11 protein-coding genes are annotated in these 17,003 nt (G+C 60.5%); 3 read left to right on the top strand and 8 right to left on the bottom strand.

Going from position 1 to position 17,003, the window contains the following annotated elements; all coding sequences use genetic code 11:
• Positions 1-110: 110 nt before the first annotated feature.
• Both HU811_RS15795 and HU811_RS15790 read left to right on the top strand, forming a co-directional pair.
• Complete coding sequence (locus HU811_RS15795) at positions 111-995, top strand: LysR substrate-binding domain-containing protein (RefSeq protein WP_186656860.1); 885 nt, start codon at positions 111-113, stop codon at positions 993-995.
• Positions 996-1,092: 97 nt separating this feature from the next.
• On the top strand, positions 1,093-1,437 hold the full coding sequence (locus HU811_RS15790; RefSeq protein WP_085701337.1) for a cupin domain-containing protein: 345 nt from the start codon (positions 1,093-1,095) through the stop codon (positions 1,435-1,437).
• A 213-nt stretch (positions 1,438-1,650) separates the two neighbouring features.
• Here the strand turns inward: HU811_RS15790 and mmsB are convergent, their stop codons facing one another.
• On the bottom strand, positions 1,651-2,538 hold the full coding sequence (mmsB, locus tag HU811_RS15785; protein ID WP_186656857.1) for a 3-hydroxyisobutyrate dehydrogenase: 888 nt from the start codon (positions 2,536-2,538) through the stop codon (positions 1,651-1,653).
• A 10-nt stretch (positions 2,539-2,548) separates the two neighbouring features.
• Entirely contained in the window at positions 2,549-4,075 is a 1,527-nt protein-coding gene (locus HU811_RS15780) for a CoA-acylating methylmalonate-semialdehyde dehydrogenase (RefSeq protein ID WP_186656854.1), read from the bottom strand.
• 143 nt (positions 4,076-4,218) lie between these two features.
• Here HU811_RS15780 and HU811_RS15775 point away from each other — a divergent pair, with 143 nt between their 5' ends.
• Positions 4,219-5,166, top strand: a complete 948-nt coding sequence (locus HU811_RS15775; RefSeq protein WP_092459722.1) for a LysR family transcriptional regulator — start codon at positions 4,219-4,221, stop codon at positions 5,164-5,166.
• On the opposite strand, the gene yfiB is transcribed toward HU811_RS15775, so the two are convergent.
• From yfiB to recC, 6 genes are all read right to left on the bottom strand, one after another.
• A complete protein-coding gene (yfiB, locus tag HU811_RS15770) occupies positions 5,163-5,666 on the bottom strand; it encodes an outer membrane lipoprotein YfiB (protein ID WP_186656852.1) in 504 nt (167 codons plus the stop codon). The genes HU811_RS15775 and yfiB overlap by 4 nt on opposite strands.
• 3 nt (positions 5,667-5,669) lie before the next feature.
• Positions 5,670-6,938 carry a diguanylate cyclase DgcN/YfiN gene (gene dgcN / locus HU811_RS15765; RefSeq protein WP_186656849.1) on the bottom strand — a complete coding sequence of 423 codons (1,269 nt, stop codon included), beginning with the start codon at positions 6,936-6,938 and terminating at the stop codon, positions 5,670-5,672.
• On the bottom strand, positions 6,935-7,510 hold the full coding sequence (gene yfiR / locus HU811_RS15760) for a regulatory sequestration protein YfiR (protein ID WP_092402175.1): 576 nt from the start codon (positions 7,508-7,510) through the stop codon (positions 6,935-6,937). Before yfiR ends, dgcN begins: the two co-directional genes overlap by 4 nt.
• A gap of 138 nt (positions 7,511-7,648) precedes the next feature.
• Positions 7,649-9,745: an exodeoxyribonuclease V subunit alpha gene (gene recD / locus HU811_RS15755; protein WP_186656838.1), complete on the bottom strand. Its 2,097-nt coding sequence runs from the start codon at positions 9,743-9,745 to the stop codon at positions 7,649-7,651.
• Positions 9,742-13,431, bottom strand: a complete 3,690-nt coding sequence (gene recB / locus HU811_RS15750) for an exodeoxyribonuclease V subunit beta (protein ID WP_186656837.1) — start codon at positions 13,429-13,431, stop codon at positions 9,742-9,744. The genes recD and recB overlap by 4 nt, the downstream gene beginning before the upstream one ends.
• Complete coding sequence (gene recC / locus HU811_RS15745) at positions 13,428-16,880, bottom strand: exodeoxyribonuclease V subunit gamma (protein ID WP_186656836.1); 3,453 nt, start codon at positions 16,878-16,880, stop codon at positions 13,428-13,430. Before recC ends, recB begins: the two co-directional genes overlap by 4 nt.
• Positions 16,881-17,003: the final 123 nt, after the last annotated feature.

Raw genomic sequence — 17,003 nt, 5'->3', positions numbered from 1 at the left:
CGCGAGCAAGCCCGCTCCCACAGGGGGATCACATTTCAAATGCGGGAGCGGGCTTGCTCGCGAAGCGACCCATCAGGCACCCCAGAACCCGGCACAGGATCACAACACTCATGCACTTCGACCTCATCGACCTGCGCCTCTATCTGCATATCCTCGACACCGGCAACATCACTGCCGGCGCTGCCCGTAGCCATCTGTCCCTGGCGGCGGCCAGTGCCCGGGTCCGCGCCATGGAGGCCTCCTTGGGGATCGAATTGCTCGAACGCGGGCGGCGCGGTGTAACTCCCACGTCGGCCGGTCAGGCGCTGGCGCAACATGCCCGGGTGTTGCTGCAACACGCCGAACACCTGCAACAGGACTTGGGCGAATACGCCCGGGGCGTCAAGGGCCGGGTACGGATGTTGTGCAACACCAGCGCCATGACCGAATACCTGCCGGAATTGTTGGCCGACTTTCTCAAGGCCCATTCCAACCTCGACATCGACCTGCAGGAACTGCCCAGCTCAAGGATCACCCATGCACTGCGTCAGGGCGCGGCGGACCTGGGTATCATCTCCGACGCGGTCGACACCGCCGGCCTTGAAACCCGCCCTTTTCGCGATGATCCGCTGGTCTTGATCCTGCCCTCGGAACATCCTCTGGCTGACGGTCGCCCGCTAAGTTTCAATGAGACCCTCAGCCATGATTATGTAGGCCTGAACGCTTCCAGTGCTCTGGCGATTTACCTCGAAGAACAGGCGCTGCACACCGGACGACGCATGCACATTCGCATTCGCGCCGACGGTTTTGATGGGGTGATTCGCATGGTCGCTCATGGTGCGGGCATTGCCATCGTGCCAAAGGCCGCTATCGCGCGGCGCCCGCCCGAGCCTTCCTGGCGATGGGTCTCGCTGCAAGAGGCCTGGGCTCAACGCTCACTGCGCCTGTGCGCCCGCCGCTTCGACACCTTGCCCGCCTACGCCAAAGCCCTGTCCACGCACCTGACCACTCGCTGACGCGCGCTTCTGGATAGGCCGGTGTCGAGCACAGGCATCTGCCCGATCATGTCGCGCGTTAGGGTGCCTGCTCTCTTCTGTCCCTTTCGGAGTTCACATGACCGCCCCCATCACCGTCCTGCGCGATACCCATCCGCTGCCCGTACTCGATGCCTGCAAATGGGAAAAACTCGAAGGCGATCCGCACACCGTCAACCTCAACGCCTACACCAGCGAAGACGGCAGCAAGATCATGGGCACCTGGATCTGTACGCCGGGCAAGTGGCGCGTGGACTATGTGAAGTGGGAGTACTGCCATTTCCAGGAAGGCTACTGCATCATCACCCCCGATGGCATGGAGCCAATCCATCTGCGGGCCGGTGACATCTTCGTCGTCGAGCCGGGCATGAAAGGCACGTGGGAAGTGGTCGAGACCGTGCGTAAATATTTCGTCTTTGCCTGAAACAAAAAACCGAGAGACCACCCGACATGGTCTCTCGGAAAACAGCTTTCTAAATTGCACAGGCTCTGTGGCGAAGCAGGCATTTGTGGGAGCAAGGCTTGCCCGCGATGCAGCCACCTCGCTCCCTCAGAGACCGCATCGCCTGTAATCGCGGGCAAGCCTTGCTCCCACAGATAAATCCCCTCGCCACAAAAAAACGCCGATGCCCAGCGCTTATTGCGGTTTGCGATAGCTGTTAACAATCGCCGAAAAATCCTTGCCGCCCTCGCCCCGCTGACTCATCGCCTGGTACAACTGCTGCGCCACCGCGCCCAGCACCACCGGTTGATGAACCTGCCGCGCCGCTTCAGTCGCCAGGCCCAGATCCTTGAGCATCAGCTCGGCTCCAAAGCCCCCGGTGTAGCCACGGGACGCCGGTGCTGTTTCGATCACGCCCGGCCACGGGTTGTAGGTGTCCGAACTCCAGCAACGGCCTGTTGAGCTGTTGATGATCCCGGCCAGTACCTGCGTATCGATCCCCAGGGCATCGCCCAGAGCCATGGCTTCGCTCACGCCCACCATGGAAATCCCCAACAGCAGGTTATTGCAGATCTTGGCGATCTGCCCGGTGCCGACGTCGCCGCAATGCACGATATTACGGCCCATCTGTGCCAGCACCGGTTGCAGGGTGGCGAACAATTCAGCGGTGGCACCGACCATGAAGGTCAATGTGCCGGCCGCCGCGCCACCGGTGCCGCCGGAGACAGGCGCGTCGGCCATCGCTACGCCTTGTTTGGCGGCCGCGGCCGCAACATCGCGTGCGGTCTGCGGGTCGATGGTGCTGCAGTCCACCGCAGGCGTACCGGCGGCGATGCCGGCCAGTACACCGTCGTCACCGAGCCAGACACTGCGTACATGGGCAGCAGCCGGCAACATGGTGATCACCAGGTCAACGCCTTGGGACGCATCGCGAGGCGAGGCGCTGATGGTGCCGCCCAATGTGGCCAGTTCAGCCAGCACCGTCTGGTTCAGGTCGAACAGGTTCAGCGAATGGCCGGCCTTGAGCAGATTGCGCGCCATGGGGGCGCCCATGTTGCCCAGACCGATAAATGCGATCTTCATGTCCGGCTCCTCAACGCAGATTGATGGTGGTGTTCACACCGTCATTGACGCTGTCGTCATCGAACCAGCGCGCAGTAACGGTCTTGGTCTGAGTGTAGAACTGCACCACTTGTTTGCCGTAGGGCCCCAGGTCACCGAGTTTCGAACCACGGGAGCCAGTGAAGCTGAAAAACGGCACCGGCACCGGAATCGGGATGTTGATCCCCACCTGGCCAACGTCGATTTCGCTCTGGAATTTACGCGCCGCTGCCCCGCTCTGGGTGAACAGACCGGTGCCGTTGCCAAACGGGTTGGCATTGACCAGGGCGATTGCCTGATCAAGTGTGTCGACTTCCAGCACCACCAACACTGGGCCGAAGATTTCTTCGGTGTAAATACGCATCTTGGTCGTCACGCCGGAAAACAGGGTCGGGCCGACGAAGTTGCCTTGCTCGAAACCCGGCACGCTGATGTCACGGCCATCGAGTTCCAGCTTCGCCCCTTCCTGCACGCCACTCTCGATCAACTCAAGAATCCGCGCCTTGGCCCGCTTGGAAATCACCGGACCGACATCGGTGCCGGGCTCACTGCCGGCGTTGACCTTGAGCTTCTGCGCCAGGGCCTTGAGCTCGGGCAGCCATTGCTTGGCCGCACCCACCATGACCACCACCGAAGTCGCCATGCAACGCTGGCCCGCCGCACCGAAACCGGCGCCGACCAAAGCATTGAGGGTCTGTTCGCGATTGGCATCAGGCAACACCACTGCATGGTTCTTGGCGCCCATCATCGATTGCACGCGCTTGCCATGGCGACCCGCCAGGTCATACACGTGAGTGCCGACCGCCGTCGAGCCGACGAAGGAAACCGCCTTGATGTCCTTGTGGGTGCAGAGGGCATCCACCACATCCTTGCCGCCATGCACCACATTGAGCACGCCCGCCGGCACACCGGCCTCAATGGCCAGCTCCACCAGCAGCATCGTCGACAGCGGGTCCTGCTCCGACGGTTTGAGCACGAAGGTGTTACCGCAGGCGATGGCCATCGGGAACATCCACAGCGGAATCATCGCCGGGAAGTTGAACGGGGTAATGCCTGCGCACACACCAATCGGTTGGCGCAGCGTGTAGGTATCGACACCGCCGGCAACGTTCTCGGCAAACTCGCCCATCTGCAGGGTGCCGATGGAGCAAGCGTGTTCCACCACTTCCAGGCCACGAAAAATATCGCCCTCGGCATCAGCGATGGTCTTGCCCTGCTCGGCGCTCAGTACGGCGGCGATGCGTTTGGAGTGCTCGCGGATCAACGCCTGGAGCTTGAGCATGATGCGCATCCGCGCGCCAATGGGGGTCAGCTTCCAGGTCTGGAAAGCATGCTGGGCGGCGGCAACGGCGGCATCGACTTCCGACGCCGTGGCGAACGGGACTTTCGCCAGTACCTGCTGGGTGGCCGGGTTGACGATGTCGTGCCATTCGCTGGACTGGGATTCAACCCACTCGCCGTCGATCAACAACTTTACGGTTTGCAGGGCAGTGTCGCTGGGCGTAAGGGAAACGTTCATGCTGGCCTCCGGGACTTGTTCTTATAGAGAGCGCTGGTTCAGCACAGATCAAGGTGCCTAGACAGACACCTTGGTGATGAGACGGTTTTTGGAGTATAGATGTGCAAACTTCTAATAAGAACGCACATAAAAACCGGTCCATCATGCAAAAAAACATCACCTCCCTGGGGTCGCTGAATTGGGACGACCTCAAGTTTTTCCTCGAAGTGGCCCGCACCCGCAAGGCCAGCACGGCGGCCAAGCGCCTGGCCGTCGACTACACCACGGTGTCGCGGCGCATCAGCTCGCTGGAAGCTTCGTTGGGTACGCTGCTGTTCGAAAAATCCCGGACCAACGGTTTTGTCCTGACAGCCGAAGGCCAGCGCCTGCTGGGTTACGCCGAATCGATCGAAAGCACCCTGCACATGGCCTGCGAACAGGTTTCAGGCTCTGGGGTGGCGTTGTCCGGCCACGTGCGCATGGGCTGTACCGAGGGCTTCGGCAGCTTCTTCATCACGCCGCAACTGAGTCATTTCGTCGATGCCTACCCGGCCATTTCCGTGGACATCCTGCCGCTGCCGCATTTCATCAGCCTTTCCAAGCGCGAAGCCGACATCGTCATCGCCCTCGAACGCCCCGAACATGGCCCGTATGTGTGCTGCAAACTGTGCGACTACCGACTGCAGCTCTACGCCACCCAGCAATACCTGGACAGCCATCCTCCCATCCACCGACCGGCGGACCTGAGCAAGCACTCGTTCATCAGCTATGTGGATGATCTGGCGTTCAGTTCCGAGCTGCTCTATCTGGCGAATGTATTGCCAGGCGCCCATGCTCACCTGCGCAGCACCAGCGTGATTGCGCAGTTCGTGGCAGCGCAGCAAGGACGATCATTGGCTATCCTGCCGTGCTTCCTCGCCGCCCAGGATCCCCGCCTGCTGCCGGTGCTGCCGGAGGAAATCACCGTCACCCGACAGTTCTGGATGTACTGCCGGGAGGATCTGCGCAAGCTCAAGCGCATCACCCTGTTGTGGGATTACATCCGCGAAGTGACTGAGCAGAATCAGCCACTGCTGATGGGCGATAGCCGGGAAATGGTGTTCGCCGACTAGTCGGCGATGACCACGATGGCGACGCGACGGTTTTCGGTGCGCCCCTCCACCGTGTCGTTGGAGGCGACTGGCCTGCTACTGCCCAGCCCCCGTGTTTGAACGTTTTCTTCGCGCATGCCCACGCCAATCAATACCTTGCTCACGCTGCTAGCCCGACGTATCGACAGTTGCTCGTTATAGGCTTGCGAGCCTGATGCGTCGGTATGACCATCGATCCGCACCCGTTCGATTCCAGCCCCCAGCAGAGCTTTACCAATTCGTTCGACGATCTCGGTGCTGGCCGCGTTGAGGTTTTCCACATCGCTGCCAAACAGCACCTTGCCCGATAGACCGAAGGCCCAGCCTTCGTCAGTCAATTCGAACCCTTGTTGTTTGAGCACGGCGACTTGCGCCGGGGTAAGACCTTTTGGGGGCGGCGTCTGGCAGCCGGTCAGGGCCAGAACGGTGATGAACAAAAGCGCGGCGAAGCGCTGCAGGGAGAGTTGAGGATAGAGGCGCACGAGTCAGCTCCTGGCTTGAAGATCAGCAACCGGGTGCTCCGCCCCGGCCGTGTGTTGACCGCCTCTGGCGAGGCGTTTGGCCTGATACATCGCCGCATCGGCGGCATTGAGCAAGGCGCCTGGTGTAGCGCCATGATCAGGATAAACGGCGATGCCGACACTCAGAGAAGTCAGCACCGAGGCATTGCCGGGCAATTGAATGGGCATTTCCATGCTGGCTATGATTTTTTCGGCAATCAGCTCGGCATCCTCGGCCCGGTGCAAGGGCGCAAGCAGCACGGCAAATTCGTCCCCGCCCAGGCGCGCCACCAGGTCACCTTCACGCAACTGCGCCCGAACCCGTGTCGCCACCGCCGTCAGCACCGCATCACCGGCAGCATGGCCGAAGTTATCGTTGATACCCTTGAACCGGTCACTGTCCAGATAGAGCACGGCGACCTGCTCGTCGAGTTTGTTGGCATTGCGCAGTGCACGGATCAGCCGGCCTTCGAAAAATGCCCGATTCGGCAATCCGGTCAGGCTGTCATGACTGGCCTGGTGAGCCAGGGTTTCGTTCTCGCTTTGCAGGTGGGTTTGCCAAGACTCCAGTTCATCAAGCAGCGCGTTGAAGTCATTGCCCAGGTTATCCAGTTCGGCGATAGCGGCTGGTGGGACGCGTCGGTCGAGGGCGCGTTCGCTGCGCGCGGCATGGGCCACCTCGGCAAGGCTGCGCAGCGGCCCGGTGATTGCGCGTAACTGACGTCGCGCCAGATACAAGGCTACCCAGGCGCTCACCGCCGTGCACAGGACGATTCCCGCCAGGCCGCTGAGCAAAAACCGCAGAAGACTGCCGCCATGCCCCGACAGTAAAACTGCACCTATATTCTGTCCCTGATGGATGATGGGCAGCCTGATGGGCTTTTCCAGGAAGGTTTTGGCGATGTGCCTCTCCAGCTCCGACAACAAGCCCGTTTCCGGCCGCTGCCAGCGAGCCAGCAGACGCCCGTGCTCGTTGAACACCTCGGCATCGGCGACTTCTTCGGTGGAGGCAATCACAGCCAGCGCCTCAGTCGCCGCCACTGAGTCATCGAACACCACGGCCGCTTCAACGGTATAGCTGATCGAACGGGCGATCAGGTGCAGGTTGTGATCGGCATAGACTCGCAGCGCAAGTACACCGAGCAACGTCAGGGAGACACTGGCCATGGTGATCGCCACCAACGCGACAATCAGGTGACCGCGACCGATGACCGAGCCCAGTGTGGGACGAATCCGTGCCATGGGCAGATTCATGGTGCTGCTGGCCTGCGACGTGAAAGCTGCAAAACGCTGGGGTGAATGCGCACGCCACTGCGCGCCACCGAATCCAGGTTGACCTCGAACGAGACCTGTTCGTCAGCGACCCGCAGACAGAACAGGCTGCCGACGGTGCACTGATCGCCGCCTTCACTGATGCTCAACACAGGTTTGCCGATCAAGGACGCAAACAGACGGGTGCGCTCGTCAAGGGTCAATCTGCCGATGTAGATCGCGTTGCAATCAGTAGCGATGCTGGGGTGATCGGCCAGCACCCTCTGCACAGTCACGGGCCGGCCAGTGGCCTGCGTCGTACCCTTGACCAGATCGTCGGTGTATTGAGTCGGCCCGACAATGCATAACTGCAATTGCGCTGGTTCCACGGGCCAGCGGGCGTAGCTGAGAATTCCCAACACAACCTGGGTGACGGATTCGGCCCGCTGTTCAGCCCGGGTCGTGGTGGCCTGCTCCTGGCCGACAACCACAGGCGCCAGTAAGCACAGAAGGCTGGCGAGCAAATATTGCCTCCAGCCCTTGCGGCGCACTGTCTCCTGAACAGCCACACTCATGGAAAGTCTCTTGGTCGATGCAATAAGTGCCGGAAAGATAGCACAGTGCCAAAAAGCCAGCGAGGCAGCGTTCTGCGACGCTTGCGATATCCGCCGACAGAACAGCTGCCCAGGACATTGACCGTGAAAGTCGGTCGCTCAGACAGTTCCTTCCAGCTCCAGCATCAACCCACTCAAGCGCTTGACCTTGCGCCGAACCGCCTCTTCAAAGACTCCCGCTCGCGGCTCTATCAGGCTGAACCACTGCTTGCCCCGAGTAATGGCGGTGTACACCAACTCTTTAGTCAGCACGGGGTTCAGCGCATCCGGAAGAATCAAAGCTGTATGGGCGAACTCCGACCCCTGGGATTTGTGCACCGTCATGGCAAAGACAGTTTCTACATCATTCAGGCGACTGGGCAGGACGAAACGCACACCGCCCTGGCCATCGTTACGAGGGAACGCGACCCGCAGAACCTGCTTGCCCGCGTCCGGCCCATCTCGTTCGGGCAGCTTGAGCGCGATACCGATATCGCCATTCATCAAGCCCAACCCGTAGTCGTTGCGGGTCATCAGAACCGGGCGCCCTTCGTACCATTGGTGATCGCTGTCGATAAGCTGGGCCTTGAGCAGTGCGGCGGTGATGCGCTGGTTCAACCCCTCGACGCCCCACGGGCCTTTGCGTACGGCACAAAGCAGCTGGAACTCGTCGAAAGCCGACAGGACCTCTCGAGCCCAATCTGTCCAGCAGCCGTCCTCAAGCGGTCGGGAAATGGCCGGGCGGCGCTGACGCAACAGGCTCAAGTAATGCCGATAACCCTTCGGCCCTTCTGCCTTGCCGTCGAGTAACAAGCGCTCCAGCGCTCCATCGTGTTCGCCCCTCAGCGCCAGGGAAAACAGGTCGGGGAATTCACCTTCGAGCAGCAGTTGACGGGCCTGTTCCGGTTGTTGCTGGTTGACCCGACGCGCCAGTTGACCGATCCCACTGCCCTCACCGAAGCGCCGCGAATGCCTGAGCATGACCACTTGCTGGGCCAGGGCATGAGTACCATCGAGGTCCTGCCGCAGATCACTGGCCGCCAGGTTTTCGCCGCTGACCGACTCCAGCCAGGCCAGGGTCCGGGGGCTGTACCACCCCTCCTCGGCGTCCCGACACAAGTCCCCCAGTACCGCACCAGCCTCAACAGAGGCCAATTGGTCCTTGTCGCCCAGCAATACCAGTCGCGCATGAGTCGGCAGCGCATCCAGCAGATTGGCCATCATCTCCAGATCGATCATCGAAGCTTCATCGATCACCAACACATCCAGTGGCAAGCGATTGCCCCCATGATGGCGAAAATGTCGGGTACCAGGCCGACTGCCCAACAAACGATGGACCGTGGTCACATCGCAGGGAATGCGTTCACGCACGGCGTCAACCACATCGAGGGTGCGAACCTGCTGGCTGATGGACTCGGTCAGACGTGCCGCTGCCTTGCCTGTGGGCGCGGCCAGGCGGATCCGCAGCGGTTTGCCTGCTTCGACAGCGGGCGCCTGAAGCAAGGCGAGCAAGCGCACAACCGTGGTGGTCTTGCCGGTACCCGGGCCGCCGGTGATGATGCTGAAGGCTCCGCGGGTCGCCAGCGCACAGGCCAGTTTTTGCCAATCGATCGGGCCCGCGGCTTTGGCCGGCCCGAACAATCCGCTCAAACGCTCGCGAAGATCACCAGGTGCGGCTTCATGTTCGGCAAGCCGTTGCCGCAACGCCTCATCGATCCGCCGCTCATAAGCCCAATAACGACGCAGATAAAGACGCTTACCTGATAACACCAAAGGGCGCTGCCGCGCCTCTTCATGCTCATCGACGGCCAAGGCCACCAGCGCACTGGAGGCGAGGACCTTGCACCAGTGAGCCCCATCGAGGGTCCGTAGTATTTGCGAGGGCAACAGCGCCACGCCGGTTTGCGAGTCGCCTTCAGGCGGCAGTGACAGGGCGAAATCCGGCTCCTTGAGCGTTTCGAACAAATCCAGGCAGACATGCCCGTGTCCCAACTGATGGCTGGTGAGCGCCGCAGCAAGCAGCACCAATGGATCATCTTCAGGCGCGAGTTCATGGAGGAAGGCGACGAATGCCTTGTCCAGGGCGCGCAGCCATCCTCGTTCGACCCAGCGGGTGAGCAACAGCAGCAAGTCATCCGCACGGCTCAGAGGAGCCAGATCCATCAGGCTGTCGTCATCAGACGGCTTGGGTAACAGATCGGCAAAAGAACGTTTCATAGCAGCTCCCCCTGTTCCCATGCCGGTTCAGCCTTTGGCTCGCACCTCCCCTGGAACATGCGGTCCAGGTGCTCGATCAGCGCCCGTGGAGGCTTGGTGAAGTAAACGCCCTGACTGGCTGAGCGGGTACCGCGCAGGAACAGATACAACGCCCCACCGACATGCCGGTCGTAGTCATAGCCAGGCAGGCGCGCCTTGAGCTGACGGTGCAAGGCCAACAGGTACAACACGTATTGCAGGTCGTAGCGATTGTCGAGGATTGACTGTTCCATGGCCTGCGCGGTGTAGGCCATGTCATCGACACCCAGCCAGTTGGACTTGTAATCGGCCACGTAATATCGGCCATCGTGCTCGAACGTCAAATCGATGAAACCCTTGAACATCCCGTTGAGTAACACCGGCTCAGCGGCAACGCGAGCGACACCGCCATGGGTGAATTGGCAAACCAGTTGGTCGAGCTTGAGCACATCGACCTTGTGGCTGGCAAACCAGAATTCCATTTCGACCTGGAACTGGGACAGGTTTTCGAGCACCACCGGCGCCTGACCGTCCCCTATGTGCATAGGCAGTTTGATCAGGTGTTGCAGCCAGTCACCCAGGGTAGCGATCCAGCCTTTCCAACCTCGACGATTGCAGCGCCGGGCTATGGCATCCTCGATGGCGCTTGGCGTCGCTTCAAATCCTTCGCCAGCAGCCCATTCCAGTAGACCATGAAGAAAAGTGCCGGGGCCGGGGCCACGAGGGAAGCGGTGAATATCGCCACCCACGGCAACAATTTCCCTGGGGGCATCGGGGTCAAGCCGCTCATCGTCGAACAGCTTCTGAGCCTGCGGGTTCTCCGGTGCATCATTGCTGGCCGCACTCAGGCTTTCCCCGATACGCAAAGCGCTGTAGGAGGCGATCCACCAGTTTTCGCTGGCTTTGCGTACGGGAATCAAAGGTTCAAGCAATACCGCTTCGTTGCGTGGCGGCCGGTAATGCTCGTCGGTGGCCTGGGGCATCTCCTGATAGCTGACCACTGCGCTGCCTTGTCGCAGGTCCTCCAGCCAGCGCCTCAACTCCACCGACTCGACCAACGGCACACCACCGCCCAACAGATAGCCCAATGCGGACAAGTGCAGGATCGAACTATTGCTGTTGCCCCGTTTAAGATCAGCCACACCCAACCAGCAAGCGTGTTGTGCGCGGGTCAGGGCCACGTAGAGCAGTCGCAGATCCTCGGCCAGACGCTCGTCATCGGCCTTGGCGATCAACTCGGCGGTTGGTTTGAGGCTGATCTGTGCCTTGCAGGCTTCATCGTGGTAATGCAAAGGCAACCGACTGCCATCCACCGGTTTCGTGGAACAGATGAAGGGCAAAAAGACCAGTGGATATTCAAGTCCCTTGGACTTGTGAATCGTGACCACCTTGACCAGTTGCTCATCGCTTTCCAGGCGCAGGATCTGTTCTTCGCCAGCCTGTCCGGACAGCGCCAGGTGCTCGGACAGATGCCGAATCAAAGCTTGCTCGCCATCCAGCTCGCCGGCGGCCTGTTGCAACAGCTCGCAAAGATGCAGCAAATTGGTCAGCACCCGCTCGCCGTCGCTGCGCGTCATCAAGGCTTGGGGTAGCTCGAAATCATGTAGCAGGCGACGCAACATGGGCAACACGCCCTGGGTACGCCAGACCGTACGATAGCCTCGGAACTGCATGACCCGACGCTCCCAGGCCAGCTCATCCTGATTGAGACGTTCCAGCTCCGTCAGCGCAAGATTCAGCGTGATGCTGGCCAGCGCCGCCCGCAGTGGCCGCTCGACATCCGGCTCGGCGCAGGCCCTGAGCCAGATCAGCAGGTCCCGCGCTTCCTGGGAAGCGAAGACCGAGTCTTTATCGGACAGGTAGACACTGCGCACTCCCCGTGCGGACAGCTCGTCGCGCACTGCCTGAGCTTCTTTACCGTCACGCACCAGGATGGCGATATCCGCCGGGCGTAATCCCTGGAGCGTCTTTTCATCGACCGTAAAGCCATCGCGCCCCGATTGGCCGCCATTGAGCAACGCCGTGATCTCACTGGCACAAGCCGCCGCCATGTGCTTGCGATACACCGCCCCGGAAAGCGGCTGATCAGAAGACAGGTGCCAGATATTCAGTGCTGCAACGGGTAGCCCGTCGACCTGCAAGGACTCCTTGCGCCCTTGGGACTCAACGGGCAGGAACGGCACCGGGTTCTTGCCCGACGGTTCACGAAACAGAAAAGCACCGCGCCCTTCAGCGCGGGATTCGGCATTCTGGAAAATATGGTTCACCGCACTGACCATGGCGTGGCTGGAACGGAAGTTTGTTCCCAGCGTATGCAGCCTGCCGGCGGTGGCTTCGCGGGCGCGCAGGTAGGTATAGATGTCAGCGCCGCGAAAAGCGTAAATGGCCTGCTTCGGGTCACCGATCAGGAACAACCCGGTGTCGGGGTTGCTTTCTGCGATGTGGTAGATGCTTTCGAAGATGCGATATTGAATCGGGTCGGTGTCCTGGAACTCATCGATCAGCGCCACCGGAAACTGTTCGCGGATCAAGCTTGCCAGACGTGCTCCACCTTCGGCTTGAAGGGCTGCGTCCAGACGCAGCAGCATATCGTCGAAACCCATCTCCGCACGGCGCCGTTTCTCCGCCTCAAAACGTGCCCCAACCCATTGCGCGGCATGTTGCAGCACCGCGGCATCGGGGGTGGGCAAGGCTTCCAGGCTGGCCTTGAGACCGGCCATGGCGTCCAGCCCGGGATGACTGGGCACGTCGCCTTTCCAGGCCTCGGCCATGCCCTCGGGGGTCAGGCGTGTGAAGCCGCTGCCGATGTCCAACAGTTCAAGGCTTTCATCCTCCACCCAGGCATTGATTTTCTGAAACCACGGCTCGAAGTAGCGGGCCTGCATCTTGCGCCCGTCGACACTTTTGTTGGCAACGCCTTGCTGGCAGATCTCCAGCAACTCCACGGCCCATTGCCGCCACGGCGCCTTGAGATCGAGCAAGGCGGCGCTGCGCTCCTGAAGCGATGCGGCGATCATTTCGGCCGGTTCAAGCCCCTCAGCAGCATCGCGTTCGCTGGAAAACAGGCCTCTGACTCGCGGCAGCAGCGCAGCGGGCCCGCCCCAATGTGTCCGCACCCAGTTCAGCGCCTCACCTTGCATCGAGTAGCAGAACAGCCGCCAATAGTCGCGGAGCACTTCGCCAAGCAAGTCGCTGTGATCGGTTTCCAAGGTCTGTGTAAACAGGCTACCACTGTCAAAAGCATGTTCACGCAGCATGCGCTGACACCAGCTATGGATGGTCGACACTGCTGCTTCATCCATCCATTGCGCAGCGATGTCCAACCGGTTCGCACAGCCAGGCCACTGCGTTGCATCGAACTCATCCCGCAACTCGGCGATCAGCGAATCCGGGGCGGCAATTTCATCACGAAAGAAACGCGCCGCCTCAGCCAGACGCGTGCGGATACGCTCACGCAACTCCTTGGTAGCAGCGTCCGTAAAGGTCACCACCAGGATCTGCGGAGGAAGCAGTTCGCGACCAAAGCCGGTGGCCGGGCCGCCATGCCCCAGTACCAGACGCAGGTACAACGCCGAAATGGTAAAGGTCTTGCCGGTACCGGCGCTGGCCTCGATCAATTGACTGCCACGTAGCGGGAAGGCCAGGGCGAGTGGAGGCTGGCGATTCATGCGCTTACCTCCTCGCCGGCCAATGAACGCCATGGTGCTTCGAGCAGTGGCCGGTAAAGTGCATCGCACCAGTCGGAGAATGTCTCGTCGGCCGTCAAGGCATCGAAGTCTGCAAACTGCCGGGCCAACGCCGGACTTTCCCGCCGCTCGCCTTCAGAGTTCTGCCCATCGCCTTCGTAAGCTTTTCGAGCAGCCGCATCGGCTTTGGCAGGATCACTCTGGCCGAGCCAGGCGAAGGCGGTCTTCACCGCGACGGGAAGCGGCTGACGCATACCCGCCTGCCAGGCTTGCAATAGCTCACCGAGCAACCGTCGTGCCACGGGCTCCTCAAAAGGAGCCAGCAGCAAGCTATCATCACTGGCCACCAGTGCCGTCGTCATCGAAAAGCCGTTAGCGCACGCAACAAGATGATTGACCCAAGGACGAATCAGACGATGCCATTTACGGGTCTTGGGGGAGCCAATACCGTTGGGTATGGCGCTGATGGTGAGAACCGCTCCATCGGCACGCTGATGCAGGCCACTAAGCCAGCCCTCGACGCTCACGCCATGCAATTGCAAGCTGACAGGCAAGGCACTGGTCAGCGGTGTGGGCCATAACGCCAGAAGCTGCTGATAACGCTGGAGCAAATCAGGCAAAGGCTCGATCAGTTCACGTTGCATGCATTCACCGAAACCGGCCATCGGTAACAGGCCGCTGTTCTGCAGTCTTTTGGCATGAGTGGCCAGTGCCAGATCCGGTTGATCGAGGCGAACCAGGGCGGCCTCCAGCAAGATGTCGCTCAGGCTGTAGCGTTGCAGTGCATCGAGAACGAAGGGTTCGTCATCTGCCAAAGGGGCCTCGATGGCCTCGAAGAATATTTTGAGTCGTTGACTGAAGAAGTGCCGGACGGGATTGCGCAGGAAGTCCTGCAGTTGCCCAAGGCCCAAGGGTTCTTCCTGAACATAGGGATCCAGCACCTGGCTTTGGGCGGCGTGTTCGTGGGCACCATGAAGCATTCGCCATTCGCTGGCGTAACTGAACAACGCGCTGCCTTGATGAAAATAACGAGCACTGAACGGTTGCAAAGGATGGTCCTGGGTCAGCGCCTCAAGCAGATCCTTGCTGTCATCTGCCAACCGCCACCCACTGGCAAGATGATCCCGCAGTTGGCCGACCAATACTGACGCAGGACGGTCACTGTTGTCGCGGATGCTGCGTCCGACCCAACTGATATAGAGCTTTTCCCGGGCAGAGAGCAGCGCCTCCAATAACAGATATCGATCATCTTCGCGTCGGGAACGATCCCCGGGGCGATAGTCGCTGCCCATGAGATCGAAATCCAGGGGCGGTTGCGCTCGCGGATAATCACCGTCGTTCATTCCCAGCAGACACACCAGCTTGAAGGGGATGGCGCGCATCGGCATCAAGGTGCAGAAGTTGACCGCACCGGCCAGGAAGCGCTGGGACAGTCGGCCCTGATCCAACCCTGCCAGCCAAGCCTCACGGACAACAGTCAGGGGCAACTCATCATGCAGGGCAACTGACTCACAGGTCTCCAGCCAGGTTTCACGCAAGTCTTCGAGTTGGGCCAGCAGATAGTCGTCATGTTCGTTGCTCGCCTGGAAAAACAGTTGCATCAGATCCTGCAGACGCGAGCCCCATTCTTGCGGTGATGCGGGGAGGCTGAGTTCCTGATGAGCCACTTCCAAAGCATCCAGCAAGGCAACCAGAGGACCGATCAACGCCGCATCCAGCCCCCCAATTTCATCATAGGGTTCGATGCCGTCGTAGGCGCCCGCGCCGCCGACGGCATAGCCCAGCAGCATGCGCCGAAGACCGAAACGCCAGCTGTTCTGCTCGAGCTCCGCGGGCAATCCTAATCCGGCACGATGTTCGGCATTCATGCCCCAGCGGATACCGGCACCCTCGATCCAGCGGTGCAGCGTAGGCAAGTCAGCTTCATCGATACCGAACCGCTCACGCAACGCCGGAACATCGAGCAGATCGAGGATTTCGCTGACCGGAAAGCGGCTATCCGGCAGCTTGAGCAAGTGTTCGACAGCGATCAATAACGGATCACGTCCACGCTGGCCCTGATCAGTGAGGGTGAAAGGAATGAAACGGGGATCAGTTCTCTCAAGCTGACCGAACACAGCACGTATATGCGGTGCGTAGCTGTCGATGTCCGGGACCATGACGATGATATCCCGGGGGCGCAGGCTCGGATCCGCACTGAAGCGGGCCAGCAGTTGATCGTGGAGGATTTCAACCTCACGCTGAGCACTGTGGGCGATATGGAAACGGATAGACCCGTCCTGCTGCGTATCGACCGCAGGCCACTGCTCCCGGGTTTCGTTCAGGGGGCGCAGCTCGAGAATGTCATCCTGCAGCTGACTGAGAAGGGTCGTGGGATTGCCCTCGCTGAACAGGTCGATCCGTCCATCGCGAAATACCGAGCGATAACTGTTGGGGTCGTCGTAGCTGTCGAGCAGGTTGATATAGTCACGCCCCTGCTTGCCCCACGCTGCCAATAATGGATGAGCGTGCTGATGCAAGGTCTGCGGGTCGAGGACGACAGGCATTCCGGCCTTGCGGGCCTGGCGCTTGTATTGGTGACGTAGCAGGTCCTTGTCGGCCACGATGTCCGCCCAATGGTGGCGACATGGGTTATGGACGCACAGCAGAATCTGGCTAAACCGGGACAGACCGGCAAGTGCTTCCAGGGCTTGGGCCGGCAGAGAGGAAATGCCGAACACAATCACCCGCGCGGGCAGGTTCCTGGGAGCCACTTCCAAACTGTTGATGCGCTCGATGTACCGTTGATGAACTCCGGCACGGCTTTGGGCCATGCCTTGCTCGCCCACATCCACCAGAAGGGCGCGCCACAGTTCGGCCTGCCAACAGTTTTCTGGCGCGAGCGGCTTGATTTCGCCCCGGACACTTCTTGTCTGATGCCGACCCTCCGCCCAGTCCTCCAGCCAATCAGCCCGGTACACCTGGTATTGGTCAAACAGATCGGCAAGGCGCTCGGATAACTGATAACGCTTGCGCAAGTCGGTATCGTGGGTAAGAAAACGCCGCAGGGGTTCGAAATGCGGCTGCTCGATCAATTGCGGCAGAAGGCGCATCAGCCGCCAGGTAAGGGGAGCCTTATCAAGCAACGACTTGGCCGGAATTTCGTCACGCCCCAGAACCGTTCGATAGAGTTGCCACATGAAACTGCCGGGCAATTGCACATCAATGGCGGCGGCAATACCGCAGCCACCGGTATCGTCGTCTTGCGGATCCTCAGCCAATGCCAGCTTCAACCACTGGGCGATGCCGTTGCTTTGAACCAGCGCGATTTCATTTTCAAGAGGCCCCAGCGGATAGCGCCGCATCAAGCTGATCACCAGGCTGCGCAACTCATCCAGGCGATTCCCGTGGACCACCATGAAAGCAGGGCTTAAGGACGTCGCGTCCGGCATAAAGGCATCCTTGAAAATGCAAAAGCTAGGGCCGAACCTTAGCACTGTCGGAGGGCTGTGACAGCCGGGAGCTGTCCGTGCCTGTCGTAAGAACTTTCCTGCGGGCAAAACAAAACCCCTACC

This window comes from Pseudomonas tehranensis (assembly GCF_014268615.1).
GTDB classification, from domain to species: Bacteria; Pseudomonadota; Gammaproteobacteria; order Pseudomonadales; family Pseudomonadaceae; genus Aquipseudomonas; species Aquipseudomonas tehranensis.
Note: the sequence above shows the minus strand (reverse complement) of the source record. Positions and strands in the feature narration are given on the sequence as shown.

Excerpts from the sequence above, each read along its gene's own strand:
- yfiR (WP_092402175.1), bottom strand. The coding sequence starts at position 7,510 with ATGAGTGTGGCTGTTCAGGAGACAGTGCGCCGCAAGGGCTGGAGGCAA.
- mmsB (WP_186656857.1), bottom strand. The coding sequence starts at position 2,538 with ATGAAGATCGCATTTATCGGTCTGGGCAACATGGGCGCCCCCATGGCG.
- HU811_RS15795 (WP_186656860.1), top strand. The coding sequence starts at position 111 with ATGCACTTCGACCTCATCGACCTGCGCCTCTATCTGCATATCCTCGAC.
- recC (WP_186656836.1), bottom strand. The coding sequence starts at position 16,880 with ATGCCGGACGCGACGTCCTTAAGCCCTGCTTTCATGGTGGTCCACGGG.
- recB (WP_186656837.1), bottom strand. The coding sequence starts at position 13,431 with ATGAATCGCCAGCCTCCACTCGCCCTGGCCTTCCCGCTACGTGGCAGT.
- HU811_RS15780 (WP_186656854.1), bottom strand. The coding sequence starts at position 4,075 with ATGAACGTTTCCCTTACGCCCAGCGACACTGCCCTGCAAACCGTAAAG.
- dgcN (WP_186656849.1), bottom strand. The coding sequence starts at position 6,938 with ATGAATCTGCCCATGGCACGGATTCGTCCCACACTGGGCTCGGTCATC.
- HU811_RS15775 (WP_092459722.1), top strand. The coding sequence starts at position 4,219 with ATGCAAAAAAACATCACCTCCCTGGGGTCGCTGAATTGGGACGACCTC.
- HU811_RS15790 (WP_085701337.1), top strand. The coding sequence starts at position 1,093 with ATGACCGCCCCCATCACCGTCCTGCGCGATACCCATCCGCTGCCCGTA.
- recD (WP_186656838.1), bottom strand. The coding sequence starts at position 9,745 with ATGAAACGTTCTTTTGCCGATCTGTTACCCAAGCCGTCTGATGACGAC.